Below are 21,849 nucleotides of genomic sequence, written 5' to 3'. Positions count from 1 at the left end.
CCGCCCTGCCTTATGCTGCGGCACCCTTTTCGTGGAGCCCTCATGCCCAAAATTGCGCTTCTTGCCGCCGCCCTCCTTGCTGGCGTCAGCTTTCTGCCCGCCGCCGCCTTTGCCCAGGATTTTGATCCCGCCGCCACCATCCGTATCGGCTCGCTCTACGAGCCGCAAAACCTCGACAACACCGCGGGCGCTGGCCAGGGCATCAACGAGGCCTTCAACGGCAATGTTTATGAAGCGCTGTTCCAGCTCACCGATGCCGGCACGGTCGAGCCCCGGCTCGTGGCCGATTACACCGTCTCGGAAGACGGGCTCACCTATACCTTCACCCTGCGCGATGGAGTGACCTTCCATTCCGGCGATCCGCTGACCGCAGCCGATGTGAAGCACTCCATTGAGCGCGTCACCGCCGAAACCTCGCAAAGCTCGCGCAAGCGCAGCCTTTCGACCATCACCGGCATCGAGACCCCCGATGACCAGACCGTAGTCATCACCCTTTCGCAGCGCTCCATCTCGCTGCCCTACAATCTCTCCTATGTCTGGATCGTCAACGACGCCGCCCCCGACATCACCGCGGCCGAAGACGGCACCGGCCCCTACCAGCTCGCCGAATGGCGCCGCGGTTCGGCCCTCGCCCTCACCCCGTTCGAACAATATTGGGGCGAAGCACCCAGCAATGGCGGCGTGCTGTTCCAGTATTTCACCGAGGCCACCGCGCTCAACAATGCGCTGCTGACCAACGCCGTTGACATCATCACCTCGGTGCAAAGCCCCGATTCCCTGGCCCAGTTCGCCGACAACCCGGCCTTCACCGTCACCGAAGGGGCCTCCACCACCAAGGAAATCCTCGCCTATAACGACCGCGTCGCCCCCTTCGATAACCCCCAGGTGCGCAAGGCCCTCGCCCGCGCCACCAACAAGGCGCAGCTGCTCAATTCCGTCTGGGGCGACTACGGCACGCTGATCGGCTCCTTCGTGCCCCCCACCGATCCCTGGTATGTGGATCTGACCGGCGTTGATGCCTATGACGTCGAGTCCGCCAAGGCGCTCCTTGCCGAGGCCGGCTATCCCGACGGCTTCGAGTTCACCCTCGACACCCCCGACTACGACCCCCATCCGCTGGTGGCGCAGTTCCTCCAGGCCGAATATGCCAAGATCGGCGTCACGGTGAACATCAACATCATCACCGCCAATGAATGGTACACCAAGGTCTACCAGAGCCATGATTTCCAGGCGACGCTGCAGGAGCACGTCAATCACCGCGACATCGTCTTTTACGGCAATCCCGATTTCTACTGGGGCTACAACAACCCCGAAGTGGTCGAGCTGATCGCCAGCGCCGAAGCGGCCGCCTCCGAAGCCGAGCAGACGCAAAAGCTGACCGAAGCCAACCGCATCATCGCCGAAGATGCCGCCAGCAACTGGCTCTATCTCTATCCCCAGATCGTCGTTTCGGCCGCCAATGTCACCGGCTACCCCACCAACGGCCTCAACGCCCAGTTCTTCGCCTACGACATCCAGAAGACCAACTGACGGCCTGACCCCGATCCACCGGCAAACACCGGCCCATCCCCTCCCCCTTGAGGGGAGGGCCAGGGTGGGGGTGCCAGCCCATCCACCAGCCAGAACCCCGGCGCTTCCCTCAACGCTCGCCGCCAGCCTCTCCGCTCCATCCCACCCTCCCTCTTGCGGGGAGGGTAGCGCAGCTTGGGCCGCAAGGCCCTAGCGGAGCTGGGGAGGGGGTCGTCGAGCCTGCCACCGCTAGGCCACCCTTCTCCAGAGGGCGAACCTAGAGCACACATCCAAACCTTGGATAACCCCACCGGCCCTTTCGGGGCGCCGGTGGTTTTGTCCATCGCCCCCAGCTACACTGCGCGCGTCGCATCGCCGCCAAAGGACATCAGCCCATTCTCGCCTATACCATCCGCCGCACCATCATCCTGCTGCTGTCCCTGCTGATCGCGGCCGTGGTGCTGTTCGTCCTTCTGCGGCTGCTGCCCGGCGATCCCGCCAATGCACTGCTGGGCGTCGGCGCCACCCCCCAGCAGATCGAGGCCGCCCGGGCCCAGGTCGGCTCCGACCAGCCCCTCCTCACCCAGTTCACCACCTTCCTCGGCAATATCGCCCGGCTTGATCTGGGCACCTCGTTCGTCAGCCGCGCCTCCGTGCTCGCCGAAATCGGCAATCGCCTTGCCGTCACCCTGCCCCTCACCGCGCTTGGCTTTGCCATCGCGCTCCTCCTCGCCATTCCCCTCGGCATCATCTCGGCGGTCAAGGCCGATCGCTGGTATGGCGCCGCCATCTCGGTGGTCTCGCAACTCGGCATCGCCATTCCCGTGTTCTGGGTCGGCATTCTCCTCGTTACCCTCTTTGCCGTGAACCTGCGCTGGCTGCCCTCGGGCGGCTTTCCCCTGCGCGGCTGGAGCAGTTTTGGCGAAGCGGCCACCGGCATGATCCTGCCCGCTCTCACCATTGGCCTCGTCATGGGCGCCTCGCTGCTGCGCTATGTGCGCGCTGCCACCTTTGAAGTGCTCGGCAGCGACTTCCTGCGCACCGCCCGTGCCCTGGGCGCCAGCTTCCCCGAGGCTCTCATCCGCCACGGCATCCGCAATGGCGCCGTGCCGGTGATTTCCATTCTTGGCATCGAGCTGGCCTCGACCTTTCTTGGCGCCGTGGTGATCGAACGCGTCTTCAGCCTGCCCGGCCTTGGCTCCATGCTGCTCCTTGCCATCCAGCAGCGCGATTATCCCAATGTGCAGGGCGTGCTCTTCGTTTCGACCCTCCTCGTCCTGCTCATCGGCTTTGCCGCCGATCTCGCCCAGCGCCTGATCGATCCGCGCCTGCGCACCCGCAGCGAGGCCCGCGCATGACCGGCATTTCCACCACCGCCGCCGCGGCCCCGCAGCGCCGCCCGCGCGCGCTGCTCCTTTGGGTCGGCATTGCCCTGGTGAGCCTGCATCTCGTTGTCGGGCTCCTGACCCTCGTCTGGACGCCCTATGATCCCACCGCCTTTTCCGGCGGCCGCCTCGAGGGCCCAAGCCTTCTCCACTGGGTCGGCACCGACCGGCTCGGCCGCGATCTTTGGACCCAGCTGATGATCGGCAGCCGCATTGCCCTTCAGGTCGGCACCGGCGCTGTCGCCATTGGCGCGGTGATCGGCGTGACCCTCGGGCTCCTTGCCGCCTTTGCCAGCAAATGGCTCGATGACGTGCTCGCCGCCGCCCTCGATATTCTCATTGCCTTTCCCACCCTCCTCATCGCCATGCTGGTGGTGGCGGCCAGCGATACGGCGAGCCTTGGCTCCGCCATCCTCGCGCTAGGCATTGCCCTTTCGGCCATTGTTGCCCGGCTCACCCGCATTCTCGCCAAGCGCGTTCTGGTGATGGACTACATCACCGCCGCTCGCACCTCGGGCAGCTCCTGGCCAAAGATCGTGCTCATCCACATCCTGCCCAATATCCTGCCCACCCTTTCAGTCAATTTCGCCCTCCAGTTCGGCCTTGCCGTCATCGCCGAAGCCTCGCTCTCCTATCTGGGCCTTGGCGCCCCGCCGCCCAATGCCTCCTGGGGCCGGCTGCTGCAGGAAGCCCAGGCCACGGTTTACACCGCCCCCATCGGCGCCATCGCGCCCGGCCTCGCCCTTGTGTCGCTGGTGATTGGCATGAACCTTCTCGCCGATGGCCTGCGCGACCGCGCCGATCCGACGAGGCGCAGCCGATGAGCCCCTTGCTGACGGTCGACAACCTTTCCATCCAGGCCGGTACGACGACGCTGGTCTCGAATCTGAGCTTTACCCTCGCCCGCGGCGAACGCCTCGGCCTGATTGGCGAATCCGGCTCTGGCAAGTCGCTGACCGCGCTGGCCACCACCGGCTTGCTGCCGCGGGGCCTTTCCGCCACCGGCTCGGTGCATCTCGCCGGCCAGCAGATGGTCGGCACATCAGAGCAAAAGCTCAACCCGCTACGCGGCACCGCTGTCGCCACCGTGTTCCAGGAACCGCTGACCGCGCTCGATCCCCTGATGCGCATCGGCAAGCAGATCGCCGAGCCCCTGGCACGTCGCGCCCGCCGCGACGGCAAGCCCCTGTCCGGCAGCGCTCTCGCCGAAGCAGTGCAGATCCTGATGGGCGAAGTGTCCCTCCCCGATCCCGCCCGCATCGCCCGTGCCTATCCCCACGAGCTCTCGGGCGGGCAGCGCCAGCGTGTCGCCATCGCCATGGCCCTGGCCTGCCGGCCTGACCTGTTGATCGCCGACGAGCCCACCACTGCGCTCGATGTCACGACGCAGGCCGAAATCCTGCAACTGCTGGACCGCCTCGTGCGCGAGCGCAACATGGCGCTCCTCTTCATCAGCCACGACCTGCCCGTCGTCGCCAACACGGTCGAGCGCGTGGTCGTGTTGCGCCGCGGCATTGCCGTGGAAGCCGGTCCCGTCAGCACCGTGTTCAACACCCCCCACGACGAATATACGCGCAGCCTCTTGGCCGCTGCGCGCAGCTTTGACCGTGCACTGGAGGGCCAGCCATGAGCCTTGTTACGGTTGAAAATGTCGGCTTCGGCTACACCCGGAGCCGCCCAATCCTCGACAATATCTCGTTCGAAATCGCGGAGGGCGACACCGTCGGGCTGGTCGGGGAATCCGGCTCCGGCAAAACCACGATTTTGCGCCTGCTCCTCGGCCTCGAACGCCCGGACAGTGGTACCATCCATTTCGATGGCGCCCCGCTCGACCCGCGCAACCGCGCTTTCATGCGAAATTTCCGCCGCCAGGCGCAGGTCGTGTTTCAGGATCCCTATTCCTCGCTCGATCCGCGCCAAACGATCCAGGCCGTCATTGCCGAACCCCTGCGCTCGCTCCGGGTCGAAGGCGACCATCCGCAGATGATCAGGGCCGCCCTCGCCGCCGTCGGGCTCGATGCCGATGCCGCCACCCGCTATCCCCACCAGTTCTCGGGCGGCCAGCGCCAGCGCATCGCCATTGCCCGCGCCATTGTCGCCCGGCCCCGCCTGCTGCTGGCCGATGAAGCGGTGAGCGCTTTGGATCTCACCACTCGCATTCGCATTGTCGAACTCCTGGCGGGCCTCAGCCAATCCATGAGCCTCTTGCTCGTGTCGCACGATCTAGGTGTCGTTGCGGCCCTCTGTCGCCGCGTCATTATTCTCGAGCGCGGCCGCATTGTTGAAGCCGGCCTCACCCGCGACGTGCTCGCCCATCCCCAACACCCCTATACGCAGCGCCTGCTTGCTAGCGTGCCGCGCCTGCATCTGGAGACCCCGACGCCATGACCACCGCCCCCGCCGATTACACCGCCTGGCAAGACCGCCGCCTCGCCGCCCTCAAGGCCCCCGATGGCTGGCTCAACATCATTGCCCGCGATTGGCTCTCCGAAGGCACCGTCTCGGTCGGCAGCGCCGCCGATAACGACATCGTCTTGCCCACCGGCCCCGCCCATATCGGCACCCTGACGCAATCCGCGGATGGCAGCGTCACCTATACGCCCCTTGACGGCGAGCCGACTAGGCTTGCGCTCTCCAAAACCAACCCTCCCCGCTTCACCGCCGAGAACCTCTTGCTCGAAGTGACCACCCTCAACGGCGAAAACGCGCTGCGCGTGCGCGACACCGCGTCATCAGCTGGCGACGACCTGCCGCCCATCCAATACTTCCCCTATGATCCGAGCTGGCGCATCTCCGCCCAGTGGATCGCGCTCGACGCCCCCAAGCAGCTTTCCATCACCACCTCCAAGGCGATCCCGACCGAGGTTGAGGCCTCCCACAAGGCCGTGTTCACCCGCGAGGGCACCACTTACGAGCTGCTCGCCACCCATGGCACGCCGCAAAGCCCGCAATTCGTCATTCGCGACCTGACGGCGCAGAGCGAAACCTATGGCGCCTGCCGCTTTGTCTTCGGCGAGGAGGTTACCGACACCTCGATCGTGCTCGACTTCAACAAGGCCATCAATCCGCCCTGCGCCTTCACCGATTTCGCCGTCTGCCCGCTGCCGCCCGCCGAGAACGTCCTGCCTATCCGCATCGAGGCCGGCGAAAAGCGTCTGGCCAACAGCCACTAGGCCGCGGCGCTTTTCCCCTGCGCCACCGCCCGGGGGAACACTGTTCCGCCCCGGGCGGTTGCCGCCCTCACTTCGGCATGCTCCCTTGCTGCACCAGCCGACCGGCCCACAAAAACACTGGAGGAAACCATGAAGCTCGAATCCATCGCCCTGCACCACGGCTACACCGCCGAAGCCACCACCAAGGCCGCGGCCGTGCCGATCTACCAGACCACGTCCTATACCTTCGACGACACCCAGCACGGCGCCGATCTCTTCGATCTCAAGGTCGCCGGCAATATCTATACCCGCATCATGAACCCCACGACCGCTGTGCTCGAAGCGCGGGTCGCCGAAATGGAAGGCGGCATTGGCGCCCTCGCCGTCGCCTCGGGCATGTCGGCCATCACCTATGCCATCCAAACCATCGCGGAAGCCGGCGACAACATCGTCTCCATCTCCCAGCTTTATGGCGGCACTTATAATCTCTTCCAGCACACCTTCCCCCGCCAGGGCATCGAAGTGCGCATGGTCGGCTTTGACGATTTCGAGGGCTTTGAACGCCTGATCGACGCCAGGACCAAGGCCGTGTTCCTTGAATCCATCGGCAACCCGCTTGGCAATGTCGTCGACATCCAGCGCATCAGCGAGATCGCCCATCGCCATGGCGTGCCCGTGATCGTCGACAACACGGTCGCCACCCCCGTGCTCTGCCGCCCCTTCGATTTCGGCGCCGATATCGTGGTGCATTCCCTCACCAAATATATCGGCGGGCACGGCACCTCGATCGGCGGCATCATCGTTGATAGCGGCAAGTTCGACTGGGTCGCCAACAAGACCCGCTTCCCCATCCTCAACCAGGCCGACCCCTCCTACCATGGCGTCGTTTATACCGAAGCGCTGGGGGCTGCCGCCTTTATCGGCCGCGCCCGCGTCGTGCCGCTGCGCAATACCGGCGCCGCCCTTTCGCCCTTCAACGCCTTCCTGATCCTGCAGGGCCTCGAAACCCTGGCGCTGCGCATGGAGCGCCATTGCGACAACGCCCTCAAGGTCGCCCAATTCCTCCAGAACCACCCCAAGGTCGCCTGGGTGAACTACGCCGCCCTCCCCGATAGCCGCTTCCATGCCGTGGCCCAAAAGATCACCAAGGGCAAGGCCTCGGGCATTTTGAGCTTTGGCATCAAGGGCGGTCGCGACGCCGGTGGCGTCTTCATCGACAACCTCAAGATGATCCTGCGGCTGGTCAATATCGGCGACGCCAAGTCGCTCGCCGCCCATCCGGCCACCACCACCCACCGCCAGCTCAACGCCGAAGAACTGGCCAAGGCTGGGGTTTCCGAAGACCTCGTGCGCATCTCGGTTGGCATCGAGCATATCGACGACATCATTGCCGATATCGAGCAGGCCCTGGCCGCCGTCCCAGCCGCCTGACCCACTCCGCTCGCCGGCTGCAATCGCACCAGCCGGCGAGCACCTGACATTTTGTTCAGAACGCGTTCATCATCATGGCCAAAACCCGGCCAACCCGCCCCGGAGACCCCGTTTGCACCCCTTCACTACCCAGCTGCTCGACGCCATCAACACCGGCAATCCGGTCCGCCGCACCACCGCCAATCCCCCGCAAACCGCGGCTGAAAGCGAAGCCATCCAGGCCGAACTGATCGCCGCCCTCGGTGGCATCGGTGCCTGGAAAGTCTCCCCCTGGTCACCCGGTACCACCATGACGGCGGCTCCCATTCCCAAGGCCTGGGTTCACCAAAGCGCTGAAACCGTTGATCTTTCCGGCCTGCGCTTCGAGGTCGAGTTCGCCCTGGTTGTCGCTGATGACGGCTCCTTCCGCATCGCCCCCGCCCTCGAATTCATCCGCTCGCGCACTCAGGCCGACGCTGAATGGCCCGCCGCCGCCAAGCACGCCGACCTTCTCGTCACCGGCGGCCTCGTCCTCGGCACCCCCCAGCCCCTGCCATCGTCCGACAGCGAAATTGCCGTGACAATCCAGCTACTTGCGGGCGACGAAAGCCAGACGCTGACCACCAATCTGTCAGTCTCCGACCTCCTTGAAGCGGCCCGCTGGACCAGCGAATACGCCAGCCGCATCGGCCTGCCCTTCACCCCCGGCACCGTCATCATCACCGGCGCCCGCCTCGGCCCGATCGAGCTTGCCGCCAACCATATCCGCGCCGAGCTCGACAGTTTTGGCGCCGTCGAGATCTTCCGCGCCGGGGCACAATAAACTCCACCCCGCGGCGATGCTTGCCGCCGAGTAGAATTTTCTTCTCTGCTCGGCGGCCCAAACAACCAGGCTTTTATCTATTCTGCCCGGGCTTTGGAGCGCCAGACTTCGCTTCCGCACGCCCAAAGCCTTATGCTCCCAGCAACTTTGCAGGAGTGTGGGATGCGTTTTTCGTCTTTGGTTGCGGCCGCCATGCTGGTCGCGGTTCCCGTCGCCGTCCAGGCCGCCGAGGTGACCCCGCTGGTCACCGCCGAATGGCTCAAGGCCAATGCCGCCGACGAGAACGTCAAGATCATCGACATCCGTGACGAGATCGAAGGCACCGACCTCGGCGAATTGCCCTATATCGCCAATGCCGTGGTCGCTCCCTATGCCAGCGCCGGCTGGCGCACCGAGGTCGACGGCGTCCCCGGCCAGATCCCGCCCGAAGCTGAGATCGCCGAGCTGATCGGCAATCTGGGCATTGATGGCGACGATCACGTCGTGATCGTTCCCTGGGGCACCGATTCCTCCGAATTTGGCGGCGCCACGCGAGTGTACTGGACGTTCAAATATCTGGGCCACAACGATGTTTCCATTCTCGATGGCGGCTGGCGCCAATACGACGCCCAGGGCGGCGAGCGCGTCGCCGAGGCCGCCAAGCCCGTGCCCGTTGAGTTCCCCTACGAGATTCAGCCCCAACTGCGCGCCACCACCCCTGACGTGCAGGCCGCTCTTGAAAAAGGCACCAAGCTCATCGATGGCCGCCCCACCGAGCAGTTCGTCGGCCAGTCCAAGAGCCCGGTCGTTCGTGTCACTGGCACCATCCCGGGCGCGGTCAACATCCCGCACTCGACCCTTTACAGCGGCGAATATGCGAGCTTTGCCCAGCCCGAAACCATTGCCACCCTGGCGCAGGGCGTGGGCCTGGCCGAAGGCGAAGAAAACATCGTCTTCTGCAACACCGGCCACTGGGCATCCATCGCCTGGTTCGCCCTGAGCGAAGTGGCGGGCAACAAGAACACCGCCATGTATGACGGCTCCATGGCCGAATGGGCTGCCGATCCGGCCCGCCCGATCCAGTAAAAACCTGGCGCCGCCCCGCCACCACCATCTTGGGTGTTGCGCTTGACCGGCGCAGCATCCAAAGCTTTTTGAACACACCAGTTTTTCGAGACCCATGAGCCAGATATCTGCGGCCGCCCCGCCCAAACTGCTCCCCACCATTGTCCCTGACCGGGCGCCGCTCCTCGTGGCCAGCGTCATGCTGGTGCTCGGCTTTGCCCTCATCACCTGGCAGGTCGACCTGCGTCAGGGCGGGCTCTTCCTGATCGGCGCCGCCCTGGGCGTTGCGCTTTACCACGGCTCCTTTGGCTTCACCGGCGGCTGGCGCCGCATGGTGGTGGAAAAGCGCGGCCGCGGCATGCGCGCCCAGATGCTCGCCATCGGCGTGGCCGCCATCGCCATGATCCCCCTGGTGGCTGCCGGCAATATCGGCGGCCAGGCCATGGTTGGCGCCATGGCGCCGGTCGGCCTTTCCGTCCTGCTCGGCGCCGCTATTTTCGGGTTGGGCATGCAACTGGGCGGCGGCTGCGGCTCGGGCACGCTGTTCACCGTTGGGGGCGGCTCCGCCCGGATGCTGGTGACGCTGGTCTTCTTCATCATCGGCGCCGTCGCCGGCACGGCCCATCTGCCGTTCTGGCTGCAGCAGCCCTCGCTGCCGCCGATCAGCATCGGTGCCGAACTGGGTGTCGGCTTTGCCATTGCCGTCACCATCGCTGGCCTGGCCATCGTGGCGCTGATCACCGCGCTGGTTGAAAAGCGCGTGCATGGCAATATCGAGCACGAACCGGCACCGGCGCGGGCCGATTGGGGCTGGATCCTGCGTGGACCCTGGCCTCTCGTGGGTGCCGGCCTAGTGCTGGCGCTGCTCAATATCGCGACGCTTCTGCTGGCCGGCCATCCCTGGTCCATTACCTATGGCTTCGGGCTTTGGGGCGCCAAGATCGCCCAGGCCGTCGGCATCGATGTCGCCAGTTGGGAGTTCTGGACCTGGCCCGCTCAGGCCCAGGCCCTACAATCCAGCGTTCTGGCCGACACCGTTTCGGTGATGGATTTTGGCCTTGTGCTTGGCGCCGCAGCTGCCGCCGCCATCGCCGGCAAATTTGCGCCCAGGGCCGCCTTGCCTCTCGGCTCGCTGCTTGCTGCCATTGTTGGGGGCCTCCTCATGGGCTACGGCGCCCGCCTGTCCTTTGGCTGCAATATCGGCGCGCTGTTTTCGGGCATCGCCACCGGGAGCCTACATGGCTGGCTCTGGTTTGCCGCAGCTTTCGTTGGCTCGTTCTTCGGCATTGCCCTGCGGCCCGTCTTTGGACTTGATGGACTTGCCAAGAAATGAGCGCGCGTAACACCCTTCTGTTTGGCGCTGCTCTGGCCGTTTCCACTGCCGCGATCGCCTATGACCACGTGACCAATCCGGTGCCGCCGCGCCCGGGCACCCAGACCGTTGCCGCAGCGGGGGGCTCTGCCCCTTGTGCAGCCGCGCCCTGTGCCGCGGGGGCCGCTCCCTGCGCCGCCGGCGCGCCGGCCCCACCCATGCGCGTGGCTCCCCCACCCCCAGCCGCTGCACCCTGCGCGGCCGGTGCGCCACAGCTGGCGGCGCCGCCGCCACCACCAGCCACCCCGCCTGATGCCGGCAAGGCACCGCCCCCGCCACCACCGGCGACACTTCCGGCTCAGCCGCAGGCTGCGCTGGCTGCCCCGCCACCTCCGCCCAAGGCTAAGCTTGCGGGTGAGGAAGCGCCTGATCTGGTTCTGGACCCGTCCTGAAATGGGTGAGGACGCCCGCGGGCAAGCCCTGGCTGAAGTCGCCTTGTGCGAGACAATCCTCGCCAAGGGCGGCCTCAATGTGCTGAGCGAAACCTTTGCCGGCGTGACCGCGATTGAGGCATGGGAGCATTATCCCCCCGGCGATGTGTTCGACCCTGCGAGCAATTCCCAATGGTTCTACCATTGCCACCCGGCAGCGGAAGGGGCGCGCGAGCACGGCCATTTTCACTGCTTCTTGCGCCCGCAGGGTCCCGCCGGTCCCATCCACCATCTGGTGGCGATCGGCGTCGATGGTGAAGGGCGCCTACTGCGCCTTTTCACCGTCAATCAATGGGTAGTGGGCGATGACTGGGCCGATGCCGGGACAACGATCCCGCTGCTCGAGCGCTTCGACATGCAGATGCCCCGGCCCTCTTATCTGGTGAACCGGTGGCTGACGGCGATCATCGTTGCCTATGGGGAGCAGATCGCGGACCTGCTGCGCCAGCGCGATGCAGCTCTGGCGGAAGGCGGCGGGGATATCGACGCCCGCCGCCAGGATCGTTCGCTCGAAGTGCTCTCAGAGTTCTTTCCGGCCGCCGCCTGAGCCGACGGCCGGGTTTGTTGACCGGCTAAAGCAACCGGTACTGCTTGGCCTTGTTGCGCAGGAACGGCAGGCCTTTGTCCATCACTTCCTCAAAGCTGTTGGCGACGGGCCGCCAAACCGCAAGGCCATAGGCCAGTTCGGGCGGCATGTTGATGAAGCTTTCCATGGCAATGCCGCCCTTAAAGCCGATAGCGGCGAGGGTTGCATAGATTTCGTCCCAATCGCAGGTGCCTTCGCCCGGCGTGCCGCGATCGGATTCCGACATATGGATATAGCGCAGCAGGTCGCCCGCATCGATGATGCCGTTGCCCGCACCCTTTTCCTCGATATTCATGTGGTAGGTATCGAGGTGAATGAAGATATTGTCGGCGCCCACCTTTTCGATCATCCAGCGGGCCTGTGCTGCCGTGTTGATCAGGTGGTTCTCGTAGCGATTGACGGGCTCGATGCCAAAGGCCAGGCCCACCTGCTTGGCATGACGCGCCGCCGCTTCCAGCGCCCGGGCCATGTTGTCATATTCCTGCGCCGTGGGGGGCAGCCCGCTGCGCTGGCCGATGCCGCCATAGGTGACGCCCGACAGGGCCTCCGCCCCCATGGCTGCGGCAACATCCATGACATGCTTGAGATGGGCGATCCCCGCTTCTGGATCAACCGAAGGCCAGCTGCCCTCAGGCAGGCCGAGCGAGCAGACCGCCCGCATATTGTGCTGCTCGAGCAGCGATCTTGTATGGGCCGGATCCACCACACCCGGGTTGACCAGGGCGATTTCGATGAAATCCATCTTGTAGGCCGCAGCGGCGGCAACCGTGCGCTCCGCTCCGGCCCGATCCCAGTTCATCGTCCACATGCTGGTGTGAACACCAAAGCCTTGCATCGCCTTTTCCTCTTCTCGTCAGAAATCTTGACTACGGTGCCGTCTCAAATAGCCAAAAACCAACATGGCGCCTCAGGACCGATGCGCGGCGGCAAGGTTGCGGAGATCCCGCGCCGTAGCCTGCAGGGTGAGGAACGCCTGGTAGCGGAAATCCTGCAGCGCCCGCAGGTCAGGGTTGGGCAGGCAGCGCGCCGCCACGCGAGACATGGCCGGCATTGCCGTTTGCAGGTCCGGATAAAGGTAGCACGCCACCGCCCCCAGCATGGCCGAACCCAGCAGCACGGGCTCGGGGGATTCCGTGATATCGACCGGCAGGCCCGTGGCATCGGCCAGCAATTGCCGGGTCAGTGGATGGGCGCCGGCGCCACCACTAATGCTGATCGTCTCCACTGGAGCGCCATGAGCCGCCTGCGTTTCGATGATCTGGCGCAGGCCATAACCCAGGCCGCAAATGCCGGCGACGTAAAGGGCTACCAGCGAATCCGGACCCGATTCCATGCCTTGGCCCATGATCACGGCACGGGCATGCGGATCGGCAAAGGGCGCGCGGTTGCCCAAAAATTCCGGCACCACATGCAGGTCTTCGGCCAGCCGCACCGTGGCGCTGGCGTTGTCGGCGAGCTGCAAGGCGCGATCGGCAAGCCACTGCGGCAGGGACATGCCGGCCGCTTTTGCTGCGGCCGTCGCTTCCGCATTGCCGGGATGCAGTTGCACCAGCTGATCGATTGCGGCACCGGCTGCCGACTGCCCCCCTTCGTTCAGCCAGGCGCCGGGCACCATGGCCGAATAATAGGGCCCCCACACACCGGGTACAAAAGCCGGTTCTTTGGTAGTCGTCATGGTGCACGATGAGGTGCCGAACACATAGCCGAGGCAGCGCATGGCGTCGCCACCGGCCGCAACCGTGCCCAATCCACCCGCATGGGCGTCGATCAACCCGGCTGCCACGGCCGTGCCCGGCAACAAGCCCATCGCCTGTGCGGCGGTTTCGGTCAGCCCCTGTCCCAGCGGCGTGCCGGGGTCAACCACGCTTTGCCCGATACGCTCGAAGTCCTGGTCCGCCAGGTCGGCCAGGCCAATCTGGCGGAAATAACTCCCATCCCAGCGGCGCTCATGGGCCAGATAGGTCCATTTGCAGGTGACGGTGCAGGCCGAGCGATCCAGCGCCCCGCTCGCCTTCCAGGTCAGAAAATCGGTGAGGTCAAAGAAATTGGCGGCCCGGGCATAGATGTCCGGGCGATGCTCGCTCAACCACAGCAGTTTTGGGGTTTCCATCTCAGGCGAAATGCGGCCGCCCACATATTGCAGCACGGGATGGCCCTGCGCATTGATGCGCTCGGCCTGCTCCAGCGCCCGATGATCCATCCACACGATGATGTCGCGTTCGGGATGGGCGGGGTCGCCTACCGGCAGGCTTTCGCCCTGGGGGCCCAGCACAACCAGTGAGCAGGTGGCGTCGAACCCAAGCCCGCGCACATCGGCCGGGTCGATCCCGGCTTCGGCGACGCTTTGCCGAACCGTTTCGCAAACGGCCTGCCAGATTCGCGCGCTGGATTGCTCGGCGATCCCGCCGTCCTCGCGGTGCATGTCGATATTGCGGCGCGCCGTGGCCAGCATGCGGCCATCTGTGTCGAACACGCCGGCTCGCGCTGAGCCGGTGCCGACATCAACCCCAATAACATAGCTGGCCATGGCGGTCTCTCCCCTAAGCCCGTGTCAGACGCGATCGAAGCTGGTGGGGAGCACGATCATGTCGCGGATCGTCACCGTGCGCTTGCGGGTGAGCATGTAGACAACGGCGTCCGACACTTCCTCGGGGTCCATGAGGCTGCCCGCCTCCTTGGCCTTGCGCAGATTCTCCTCGGGCCAGTCGGCCAGCAGGGCTGAAACCACTGGCCCCGGCGAGACCTGGCCAACGCGGATACCATGGGGAATGAGCTGGCGGCGCATGCCCTGCACAAAGCTCGTAATGGCCCATTTGGAGCTCGAATAAACCGGCTCCCAATAGGTGGGGAAATGCCCGGCCACCGAGCAGGTAACGAGGATATCGCCGGTCTTGCGCTCCATCATATGGGGCAGCACGCCATGCACATTCTTCATCACCGCATTGACGTTGAGATTGAGCATGCGGTCGATGGCTTCGGGCGTGGTTTCAAGCAGATCGCCACCGACATAGGTGCCGGCATTGCAGTAAAGGATGTCGATATGCGGCACCTTGGCGAGGATCTCGGGCACCATGGCGTTGCAGCTCTCGGCGTCGAGCAGGTCGGTGACCTGGACAACCGCCTTGTCCCCCAGTTCGCCCGCAAGCGCCGTCAGCGCCGCCTCGTTGCGGTCGACCATCACCACCGTCGCGCCCTCCTTGAGCAGGGCCTTGGTGGTCGCCAAGCCGATGCCCGAAGCTGCCCCGGTGATCACCGCGATCTTGCCCTGCAGGGATTCCGCCATTCTTGTTCTCCTGGATAAAGGGGTTGAAGCGCGCCGCAGCCTTGTGCCTCACCCAAACTGTTGCTGATGGGCGGGTTTGCCCATCAGCCTGGTTCTTGCGTGCTTGCTGGCAGCTGGTTCCGGCTCTCAGGCCCGCCCATGCGAGGCGCGCGAGCGCCGCGCCAGCGAATCCACGATCACGGCGATGGCCAGCACGGCGCCGGTGATCATGTAGCGCAGGGACGAATTGAGGTTCAGCAGAGTCAGCCCATTGGCGATGGCCTGGATGACGATGATGCCGAGCAGCGCTGAATAGGCACTGCCCCGCCCGCCAAAGAGGCTCGTGCCGCCGATCACTGCCGCCGCGATGGCGTTGAGGTTCACGTCGCCCGTGCCGGCCTGCTGGCTCGAGGACGCCAGGCGCGACGCCGCCAGCACGCCCCCCAGCGCGGCAAAGGTCGAGCACAAGATAAAGGCACTGGCATAGATGCGCCGCACATTGATGCCGGCGCGGCGGGCCGCTTCCTTGTTGCCGCCCACCGCCTGCATGGAGCGGCCCCATTTAGTGCGCGTAAAGGCGTAATCCATGATGATGACCAGCGCCACAAAGAGGCCGAACATCCAGGGCACGCCGCGCCCGAGGTTAAGGTAGTAAACGGCCCCTTCGATCACGAGCGTCAACACCGCCGCCTTGAACAAGAGCCCGCCCATGCCCCCGGCACTCAGATTTGCCGCGCGCCGGCGTCGGATCGTCCGCATGCCCAGAACGATGGTGAAAATGCCGGGCAGCAGGCCCACAGCATGCGAAAGCCATTTGGGCATCATCAGGATCTGCCCGAACATAACGAGCGGCGACTGATAGGGCAGGTTGATCGAGCCGGCATTGCCCAGGATGTAGAGCTGCAGGCCCAAGAGGGCGAGCAAGCCCGCCAGTGTCGCCACAAAGCTTGGCATGCCCAGCCGGTTGTAGAGCAGCGCATAGATGCTGCCGACGACGACGCCGGCGAGGAGGGCCGCAAGGAGCGCGACCTCAAAAGGCCAGCCCTGCGTCACCCAAAGCGAGCCGAATAGCGCGGAAGCCAGGCCGCTCATCGAGCCGACCGACAGGTCGATCTCGCCCAGCATCAGCACGCAAACAATGCCAAGCGAAATGATGCCGACCGTGGCGCAATCGAACAGCAGGTTCACGAGGTTGTTGGGCGCCAGATAAACTGGGTTGAGGGCGCTGAACACCAGCGAGATCACCACCAGCCCGACGGCAACGGGCAGCATGCCGAGATCGCCCGAACGCACCCGGTCGAAAAAGCCTCGGATCGCGCCCGAGACGCCCTCGTCATGCCGGACGCGTACATCGCTGCGGTCCAGTTCACGGGAAGCCTCAGGCTTTACCTGATCGAGCTGGCTCATCGCATTGCCTCCTGGTCGGATGTGTCCGCAGCAAGTTGTTTGCGGCTCATGCGCCGCGACACGGCGTTTTCAGTAGCGCCGGTGATGGCCGCCACCAGCTCGTGGTTGGAATCCTCGGGCGTGAACACGCCATTGTTGCGGCCCAGGCGCAGCACGACAATGCGGTCTGCGACCGCCCGCACATCCTCCATGTTGTGGCTGATCATCAGCACACCCAGCCCCCGCGCGCGAACCCGCTCGATCAGGTTCAACACTTCGGCGGTCTGCGCCACGCCAAGAGCGGCAGTGGGCTCGTCAAGCATGATGAGCTTGGGTTCCAGCAGCAGCGAGCGAGCGATGGCTACGGTCTGGCGCTGCCCGCCCGAGAGCGACGCCACCGGCTCGCGCACCGAAGGAATGCGGGCGGACAGCTCGTTAAGCAGCGTCCAGGCGCGCACTTCCATCGCCACCTCATCAAGGCGCCAGGGGTTCTGCTCGCGCCCAAGATAGATATTGGCGACAACATCGAGGTTTTCGCACAGCGCCAGATCCTGGAACACCGTGGCGATGCCAAGATTAAGCGCTGCGGCGGGGCTGTCGAGGCTCACCTCTTGCCCATTGAAACGGATAGTGCCTGCCGACGGCTGGTGCACGCCAGCCAGGATCTTGACAAGGGTCGACTTGCCAGCGCCGTTGTCGCCCACCAGCGCCACGACCTCGCCAGCATGCACCTCTAGCTCGATATCGGTCAGCGCTGATACCGCGCCGAAATTCTTGGAAATACCACGCAGGCTGAGTACCGGCTCGCCAGTATGCTGCGCAGTTGATGACTGGTCGGACATGGCCTGCCCCTTCGCTCAGGAGAAACATCCGCCCGGCCATGACCTGGCCGAGCGGACGGGGTGGCGCTTACTCGAGAATGCCCAGTTCGCGGCAGCCTTCGGCATATTCACCCGTGCACACTTCCTCTGCGCTGGCGATGTCCTTGTCGAAGATCTCGGCCTTGATGTTTTCGCGCGTCACCACAACCGGCACGAACAGCTCCGAGGGCGTGTCGTAAAGCGTCGTCTTGGCTTCGGGGGTTTCCCCGTTCAGCAGCTTGTAGGCGACTTGCGCCGCAGCAGCCGCCACGATCTCGGACGGCTTGGAGATGGTGTTGTACTGATCCCCCGAAATGATCAGCTGCAGTGCCGCGATCACCGCGTCATTGCCCGTGACGGGCGGAACGGGGTCAACGCCTGCCGCCTTGAACGCAGCGATGGCGCCGCCGGCAGTGCCGTCATTGGCCGCAGCCACGCCCACGATCTGGTCGCCAAAGCGAGTGATCTGTCCGCTCGCCCATTGCTGGGCTTCGGCCGGCACCCAGTCGGGGGTATCGAACTCAGCCAGGGTCTCGTAGCCGGACGCATCGAGCGCCGAGTCAATGCCGTCCCGGATCAAGCCGGCTGCCGCGTCGGTGGGCGAACCATTGATCTGCAGCACCCCCGCGCCCTCGGGCACGCCCTCAGCCTTGAGGTGGTCCACCAGCGACTGCGCGATGGCCCGGCCAATACCTTCATTGTCGAAGGACACATAATAATCCGCCGGGGTATCGGGGATCGGGCGGTCATAGGCGATCACCTTGACGCCCTGGGCATGGGCCTGCTGGACCAGCGATGCGGCGGCCGAGGAGTCCACCGGGTCAAGCACGATCACCGTGGCGCCTTGGGTGATGGCGGAGTTGAACTGTTGCTGCTGCAGCGCGGCATCAGCCGTGGCGTTCTGGTAGATCAGATTGCAGTTGGCGCAGAGCTTTTGCATCTCTGCCTGGAAGCCCGGCCAATCATGCTCCTCGTAGCGCGTGGAGCCCTGGTCCGGCATCAAAAAGGCAATCGTGGCATTTTCGGCCTGGGCGAAAGCTGGGGCCGCCATCAGCAAGCCAGCAAGCGTCGTCGCCAGCGCAGTTCCGATCAAAGTTCTAGACATGTAGTCCTCCCATTGTGGTTGATTTCACTCACTCCCCCCGCCCGACTTTGTGTCTGGGCCGGGATTCCCTTGATTCTTCGTGGCGGCGCTTAGCGCCGTCGGCCGAGCGTCAGCAGCTCTGCGCCTCCTGTTGCGTGTCCCACGCTCTTGCCCGTGGAGCCCGGTGCGGCGGTCGATTCACGCAGCACCAGTTCCACCGGCAGCTGCCGGTGCACCGGGCCACCGCTGGCGCCGTTGATGCGTTCGAGCAATTGCGACCAGGCCAGCCGCCCTATGAGGTCAACAGGCTGCCGGATCGCGGTGATGGACGGCCGGGCAACCGGCATCCAGGAATAATCATCAAAGCCCACCAGCGACACGTCGTGAGGTACCGCACGCCCAGTGCGGTTGAGCGCCGCCAGCACTTGCAGTGTCGTGGTATTCATCAAGGCAACGATCGCGCTGGCGCTGGCAATCTGCGCCTCCGCCGTGTCTGGCAACGCTTCGGGCACGCCGCCAAGGCCGGTTTCCACCACCAAGGGTTCGGCGCCGAATTCAGCCAGCACTTGCGCCACGCCGGCGATGCGCTCGCGCAGATTTCGCACTCCCAGCGAGGGGGCGCAGACGGTGATTTGTCGATGACCGAGCTGCACCAGGTGGCGGGCCGCTGCCGCACCGGCGGCAACATTGTCGATCTCGACGAAGTCGCTGGGCTCGCCGTCGGGCGCCCGATCGGCAAAGACCAAGGGGATGCGGGCCGCCTCGATCTGCTTGCGGGACGCAAGTCCGGCCGAGCAGGGTATGATGATGAAGCCGGCGGGCTTCCATTGCATCAAAGCGTTGATGCGGGCTTCCTCGATTTCGGGCTGATGGGCGGAACTTGCCACGATCAGCTCGAAGCCATCCTTCTGGCAGCTGGCTTCCACTGCCGCCAGGATGGTGGGAAAGAATGGGTTGTCGAGGGCCGGCACGATCGCTGCCACGATCTTGGAGCGTCCGCTGCGGAGATAAGAGGCCGCCGGATTGACCCGGTAGTTGAGCGCCTCAACCGCCGCCATGACCTGCTCGCGCGAGCCGGCACGAACCGGCTTGTCGCCCGATAGCACGTTGGACACCGTCGCCACGGAAACGCCCGCGCGCTTGGCAACGTCCTTCATTGTCACGTTGATCTTGATCTTCCCACCCTCCCCGGTGAGCCGCCTCCAGCCGAAGCTAAAAACGATTTACGTAAATCGTTTCACGGCGCCGCGAGGCTGTCAAGCGGGTGCTTTGCTCGCCGCAGGAGGAGGGCTGCAGAAGCCTATGCAGGCGCCGCCGCCTTGTCTCCGGCGGAGTCCCGAGGAAGAAAGGTGGCGTCCAGAAGCGACACCAAGAGCGCGGCGAGCAGCGTACCGGCCACCGTCAAGCCCGCCCGCTGGACGAACGCAAAGCCGGGCTCGGAGGTGGCCAGCGCGCTGCCGACCAGCGAAATCATCACCGAAGCAGCATCCTGATAAGCCATAGAGGGCAACCGGCCGCTCAGCATCTTGTGCCCTAACCAGAGGGTCGCGAGAAAGACCAGGCACAGCAGCACAGCCAGATGCCCGACCCAATTGAGCAGCGCAAGAATGGTGAGCGCCAGCACTCCCCCAAGGATCACTGAAAAACTGCGCTGTCCCGCCTCTGCCCAGATCGAGCGACGCGTCGATTGCACCAGCACGAACATGCCGGCGACTGCCAGCATCATGTTGGAGAAGTCGAGGATCGTGTACAAGAACAGGCTATAGCCCAGCATGACCACCGTGCGATTGGCCGCACGGATCCCCCATCCTGAGGGAAATGCCGGTTCATACTTGTCCACATTGATCTCGGTGGTGCGGGGCGGCAGCAGCACATAAAGCAGTGGGATGACGACGGCCGAGCACAAGGCCGCCTTGCTCATCTCGCTGCGCAGATAAGCCATGGCCGGGTAGGAGCCGAGGCCCATGATCGACATCAGCGCCACGGCGACGATGATCAGCAAGCCAAAGGCGTTGCCGGTTCGCTGGATCAGGTAAAAGGCCAGAAAGTAGATGCCGCCGATCACCAGCAACAGCAGCGCCGGGATGCCTGAAAACAGCAGCACCACACCCGACATCAGCCACAACACCCCGCTGAACATGATGGGAGCGGCAAAGACCCGCCGGGCGTCGAAAGCCTTCCGATTGCCCGCCAGGAGCGAGAACATCAGGGTGGGAAAAATCATCGCCAAGGGCGAGCGGAAGGCCATGCCAATGAGGAGCCCGATAACAGGCATGATGGCAACCCGCACGGCAAATAGCGGGTCTTCATCGATCAGCGGCCGGGGAGCGATGAACATGGCTGCCCGTTAGTACAGATAGGAGAAATAAGCGCTGAGCGTCTGCAAGGCAGAGGCCGCAACAGCCACCGGATGCGAGCGGCCCTGCGCGTAAACCAGCGCACTGGCCTTTGAGCCCACCCGAACATTGTCCGGCCAGGTTTGGTCGGGCGCCAGTTCAACATGCACCGGGATCGTCCGGGCCGGCTCGAACCAGCGGGCCATGGCCTGATTCTGCGGCAAGCCGTTAGCAGCGGTGCGGCCGGGATCAATGCCCCAGGCAATGCCGCGCACCACGCCAGGATATTTGCGGCCCGGTGCGCCATCAAACAGGATATCAGCGTCATCGCCGACATCGATGTTGGCAAGCTGATTTTCGCGCATATCGACCACCACCCAGGAACTATCGGCCTCGATAAAGGTGAGCGCGGGGGTGCCGGCATTCACATACTGGCCCTGGGCGAGCTTGAGATTGGTGACCACCCCGTCAGCGGGGGCCAGCACCGAAGCAAAGGATCGGTTGAGCCGCGCTTGCTCGAGCTGCACCGCAGCCGTTTCCACCTGCGGATTGGCTTCCTTGCCACCGGCACGAAGCCGGGCGCTTTCAAGTTCCGCAGTGGCGGCATCAAGTCCCGAACGCGCCGATGCCAGTTGTGCATTTGCCGCATCGAGCTGAACCTGTGATGCCAAACCACGCTGATGCAGGCTCGTGGTGCGCTCGGCAGCGGTCCGGGCCGTATCAAGGCTGGCGCGCGCCTGCTCGACTTTGGCTTCCGTCGCCACCAGCGAGATGACCGAAGCGTCAAGGGTTTGCGTGACTTGAGCGAGATTGGCCTCGGCTTGCCGGACCGCCAGGTCAAAGGGAGCCGGATCCAGTTGAAACAGCGGCGTACCCCGGACGACAAACTGATTGTCCTGCACCAGTACAGTTTGCACCTGTCCCGATACCCTGGGGGCCATCAACGCGGTTAGCGCCGTCACCGAACCCGAGGAACTCGCCGGAGCCACCAGGTCGGTCGCTACATGCCAGCCCAAAGTGCCGATAAGGACAACAAGGATCACCCCGGCCACCTTGCGTGCCGGGTTGGCTCGTTTGGCGGCCGGTTCCGCGCGCGGCGCAGCTTCATCTGGCTTGCCTGCCGCAGCGTGTGGCTGCAGCGCCTGCGCGGGAGTTGCAACTTCGGTATCGATTTGAGCAGTTGTGCGAACCACGTTTTTTCGTCCTTGC

Annotated in this window: 21 protein-coding genes; 12 read left to right on the top strand and 9 right to left on the bottom strand. The window is 64.7% G+C overall.

All coding sequences use genetic code 11. The annotated features are described in order from the left end of the window. The first annotated feature begins 42 nt into the window (after positions 1-42). The 12 genes from AC3YOG_RS05070 (at position 43) to AC3YOG_RS05015 (ending at position 11,673) form a co-directional block, all read left to right on the top strand. Positions 43-1,530: an ABC transporter substrate-binding protein gene (locus tag AC3YOG_RS05070; protein WP_489934309.1), complete on the top strand. Its 1,488-nt coding sequence runs from the start codon at positions 43-45 to the stop codon at positions 1,528-1,530. Between the two features lie 389 nt (positions 1,531-1,919). After that, entirely contained in the window at positions 1,920-2,867 is a 948-nt protein-coding gene (locus tag AC3YOG_RS05065; RefSeq protein WP_489934553.1) for an ABC transporter permease, read from the top strand. Beyond that, positions 2,864-3,718 (top strand): ABC transporter permease, encoded by an 855-nt coding sequence (locus AC3YOG_RS05060; protein ID WP_489934308.1) that lies wholly within the window; start codon positions 2,864-2,866, stop codon positions 3,716-3,718. Before AC3YOG_RS05065 ends, AC3YOG_RS05060 begins: the two co-directional genes overlap by 4 nt. Next, positions 3,715-4,524, top strand: a complete 810-nt coding sequence (locus AC3YOG_RS05055) for an ATP-binding cassette domain-containing protein (protein WP_489934307.1) — start codon at positions 3,715-3,717, stop codon at positions 4,522-4,524. Before AC3YOG_RS05060 ends, AC3YOG_RS05055 begins: the two co-directional genes overlap by 4 nt. Beyond that, positions 4,521-5,282 (top strand): ABC transporter ATP-binding protein, encoded by a 762-nt coding sequence (locus AC3YOG_RS05050; protein WP_489934306.1) that lies wholly within the window; start codon positions 4,521-4,523, stop codon positions 5,280-5,282. The genes AC3YOG_RS05055 and AC3YOG_RS05050 overlap by 4 nt, the downstream gene beginning before the upstream one ends. Next, a complete protein-coding gene (locus tag AC3YOG_RS05045) occupies positions 5,279-6,067 on the top strand; it encodes a DUF1684 domain-containing protein (RefSeq protein WP_489934305.1) in 789 nt (262 codons plus the stop codon). Before AC3YOG_RS05050 ends, AC3YOG_RS05045 begins: the two co-directional genes overlap by 4 nt. A gap of 129 nt (positions 6,068-6,196) precedes the next feature. Beyond that, entirely contained in the window at positions 6,197-7,477 is a 1,281-nt protein-coding gene (locus tag AC3YOG_RS05040; protein WP_489934304.1) for an O-acetylhomoserine aminocarboxypropyltransferase/cysteine synthase family protein, read from the top strand. A gap of 112 nt (positions 7,478-7,589) precedes the next feature. Further along, on the top strand, positions 7,590-8,279 hold the full coding sequence (locus AC3YOG_RS05035; protein ID WP_489934303.1) for a hypothetical protein: 690 nt from the start codon (positions 7,590-7,592) through the stop codon (positions 8,277-8,279). A gap of 162 nt (positions 8,280-8,441) precedes the next feature. After that, positions 8,442-9,344, top strand: a complete 903-nt coding sequence (locus tag AC3YOG_RS05030) for a sulfurtransferase (protein WP_489934302.1) — start codon at positions 8,442-8,444, stop codon at positions 9,342-9,344. 94 nt (positions 9,345-9,438) lie between these two features. Beyond that, complete coding sequence (locus AC3YOG_RS05025) at positions 9,439-10,656, top strand: YeeE/YedE family protein (RefSeq protein ID WP_489934301.1); 1,218 nt, start codon at positions 9,439-9,441, stop codon at positions 10,654-10,656. Continuing rightward, a complete protein-coding gene (locus tag AC3YOG_RS05020; protein WP_489934300.1) occupies positions 10,653-11,087 on the top strand; it encodes a hypothetical protein in 435 nt (144 codons plus the stop codon). The genes AC3YOG_RS05025 and AC3YOG_RS05020 overlap by 4 nt, the downstream gene beginning before the upstream one ends. Before the next feature lies 1 nt (position 11,088). Then, entirely contained in the window at positions 11,089-11,673 is a 585-nt protein-coding gene (locus AC3YOG_RS05015; RefSeq protein WP_489934299.1) for a DUF6969 family protein, read from the top strand. 25 nt (positions 11,674-11,698) lie between these two features. Here the strand turns inward: AC3YOG_RS05015 and AC3YOG_RS05010 are convergent, their stop codons facing one another. The 9 genes from AC3YOG_RS05010 to AC3YOG_RS04970 all read right to left on the bottom strand — a co-directional run bounded on the left by AC3YOG_RS05010 (position 11,699) and on the right by AC3YOG_RS04970 (position 21,833). Further along, positions 11,699-12,547, bottom strand: coding sequence for a sugar phosphate isomerase/epimerase family protein (locus AC3YOG_RS05010; protein WP_489934298.1), 849 nt, complete (start codon positions 12,545-12,547; stop codon positions 11,699-11,701). Positions 12,548-12,619: 72 nt separating this feature from the next. Beyond that, positions 12,620-14,239, bottom strand: a complete 1,620-nt coding sequence (locus AC3YOG_RS05005; protein WP_489934297.1) for an FGGY-family carbohydrate kinase — start codon at positions 14,237-14,239, stop codon at positions 12,620-12,622. A 24-nt stretch (positions 14,240-14,263) separates the two neighbouring features. After that, positions 14,264-14,995, bottom strand: coding sequence for an SDR family oxidoreductase (locus tag AC3YOG_RS05000; protein ID WP_489934296.1), 732 nt, complete (start codon positions 14,993-14,995; stop codon positions 14,264-14,266). A gap of 126 nt (positions 14,996-15,121) precedes the next feature. After that, entirely contained in the window at positions 15,122-16,381 is a 1,260-nt protein-coding gene (locus AC3YOG_RS04995; RefSeq protein ID WP_489934295.1) for a sugar ABC transporter permease, read from the bottom strand. Then, positions 16,378-17,202, bottom strand: coding sequence for an ATP-binding cassette domain-containing protein (locus AC3YOG_RS04990; protein WP_127754898.1), 825 nt, complete (start codon positions 17,200-17,202; stop codon positions 16,378-16,380). Before AC3YOG_RS04990 ends, AC3YOG_RS04995 begins: the two co-directional genes overlap by 4 nt. Positions 17,203-17,269: 67 nt before the next feature. Next, the gene (locus AC3YOG_RS04985; RefSeq protein ID WP_127754899.1) at positions 17,270-18,325 is read right to left on the bottom strand and encodes an ABC transporter substrate-binding protein; all 1,056 of its coding nucleotides are present in this window, start codon (positions 18,323-18,325) and stop codon (positions 17,270-17,272) included. Between the two features lie 89 nt (positions 18,326-18,414). Then, a complete protein-coding gene (locus AC3YOG_RS04980) occupies positions 18,415-19,461 on the bottom strand; it encodes a LacI family DNA-binding transcriptional regulator (protein ID WP_489934294.1) in 1,047 nt (348 codons plus the stop codon). Positions 19,462-19,604: 143 nt separating this feature from the next. Continuing rightward, positions 19,605-20,642 (bottom strand): hypothetical protein, encoded by a 1,038-nt coding sequence (locus tag AC3YOG_RS04975; protein WP_489934293.1) that lies wholly within the window; start codon positions 20,640-20,642, stop codon positions 19,605-19,607. A gap of 9 nt (positions 20,643-20,651) precedes the next feature. Continuing rightward, positions 20,652-21,833 (bottom strand): HlyD family secretion protein, encoded by a 1,182-nt coding sequence (locus AC3YOG_RS04970; RefSeq protein ID WP_489934292.1) that lies wholly within the window; start codon positions 21,831-21,833, stop codon positions 20,652-20,654. Positions 21,834-21,849: the final 16 nt, after the last annotated feature.

It is taken from the genome of Devosia sp. Z6_126, from assembly GCF_058133495.1.
Note: the sequence above shows the minus strand (reverse complement) of the source record. Positions and strands in the feature narration are given on the sequence as shown.

Bases quoted from the DNA above. Each gene is read 5' to 3' on its own strand.
- AC3YOG_RS05050 (WP_489934306.1), top strand. From the start codon at position 4,521: ATGAGCCTTGTTACGGTTGAAAATGTCGGCTTCGGCTACACCCGGAGC.
- AC3YOG_RS04985 (WP_127754899.1), bottom strand. From the start codon at position 18,325: ATGTCTAGAACTTTGATCGGAACTGCGCTGGCGACGACGCTTGCTGGC.
- AC3YOG_RS04995 (WP_489934295.1), bottom strand. From the start codon at position 16,381: ATGAGCCAGCTCGATCAGGTAAAGCCTGAGGCTTCCCGTGAACTGGAC.
- AC3YOG_RS05055 (WP_489934307.1), top strand. From the start codon at position 3,715: ATGAGCCCCTTGCTGACGGTCGACAACCTTTCCATCCAGGCCGGTACG.
- AC3YOG_RS04980 (WP_489934294.1), bottom strand. From the start codon at position 19,461: ATGAAGGACGTTGCCAAGCGCGCGGGCGTTTCCGTGGCGACGGTGTCC.
- AC3YOG_RS05010 (WP_489934298.1), bottom strand. From the start codon at position 12,547: ATGCAAGGCTTTGGTGTTCACACCAGCATGTGGACGATGAACTGGGAT.
- AC3YOG_RS05045 (WP_489934305.1), top strand. From the start codon at position 5,279: ATGACCACCGCCCCCGCCGATTACACCGCCTGGCAAGACCGCCGCCTC.
- AC3YOG_RS04990 (WP_127754898.1), bottom strand. From the start codon at position 17,202: ATGTCCGACCAGTCATCAACTGCGCAGCATACTGGCGAGCCGGTACTC.
- AC3YOG_RS05030 (WP_489934302.1), top strand. From the start codon at position 8,442: ATGCGTTTTTCGTCTTTGGTTGCGGCCGCCATGCTGGTCGCGGTTCCC.
- AC3YOG_RS05005 (WP_489934297.1), bottom strand. From the start codon at position 14,239: ATGGCCAGCTATGTTATTGGGGTTGATGTCGGCACCGGCTCAGCGCGA.
- AC3YOG_RS05000 (WP_489934296.1), bottom strand. From the start codon at position 14,995: ATGGCGGAATCCCTGCAGGGCAAGATCGCGGTGATCACCGGGGCAGCT.
- AC3YOG_RS05070 (WP_489934309.1), top strand. From the start codon at position 43: ATGCCCAAAATTGCGCTTCTTGCCGCCGCCCTCCTTGCTGGCGTCAGC.
- AC3YOG_RS04975 (WP_489934293.1), bottom strand. From the start codon at position 20,642: ATGTTCATCGCTCCCCGGCCGCTGATCGATGAAGACCCGCTATTTGCC.
- AC3YOG_RS05040 (WP_489934304.1), top strand. From the start codon at position 6,197: ATGAAGCTCGAATCCATCGCCCTGCACCACGGCTACACCGCCGAAGCC.
- AC3YOG_RS05025 (WP_489934301.1), top strand. From the start codon at position 9,439: ATGAGCCAGATATCTGCGGCCGCCCCGCCCAAACTGCTCCCCACCATT.
- AC3YOG_RS05060 (WP_489934308.1), top strand. From the start codon at position 2,864: ATGACCGGCATTTCCACCACCGCCGCCGCGGCCCCGCAGCGCCGCCCG.
- AC3YOG_RS05015 (WP_489934299.1), top strand. From the start codon at position 11,089: ATGGGTGAGGACGCCCGCGGGCAAGCCCTGGCTGAAGTCGCCTTGTGC.
- AC3YOG_RS05020 (WP_489934300.1), top strand. From the start codon at position 10,653: ATGAGCGCGCGTAACACCCTTCTGTTTGGCGCTGCTCTGGCCGTTTCC.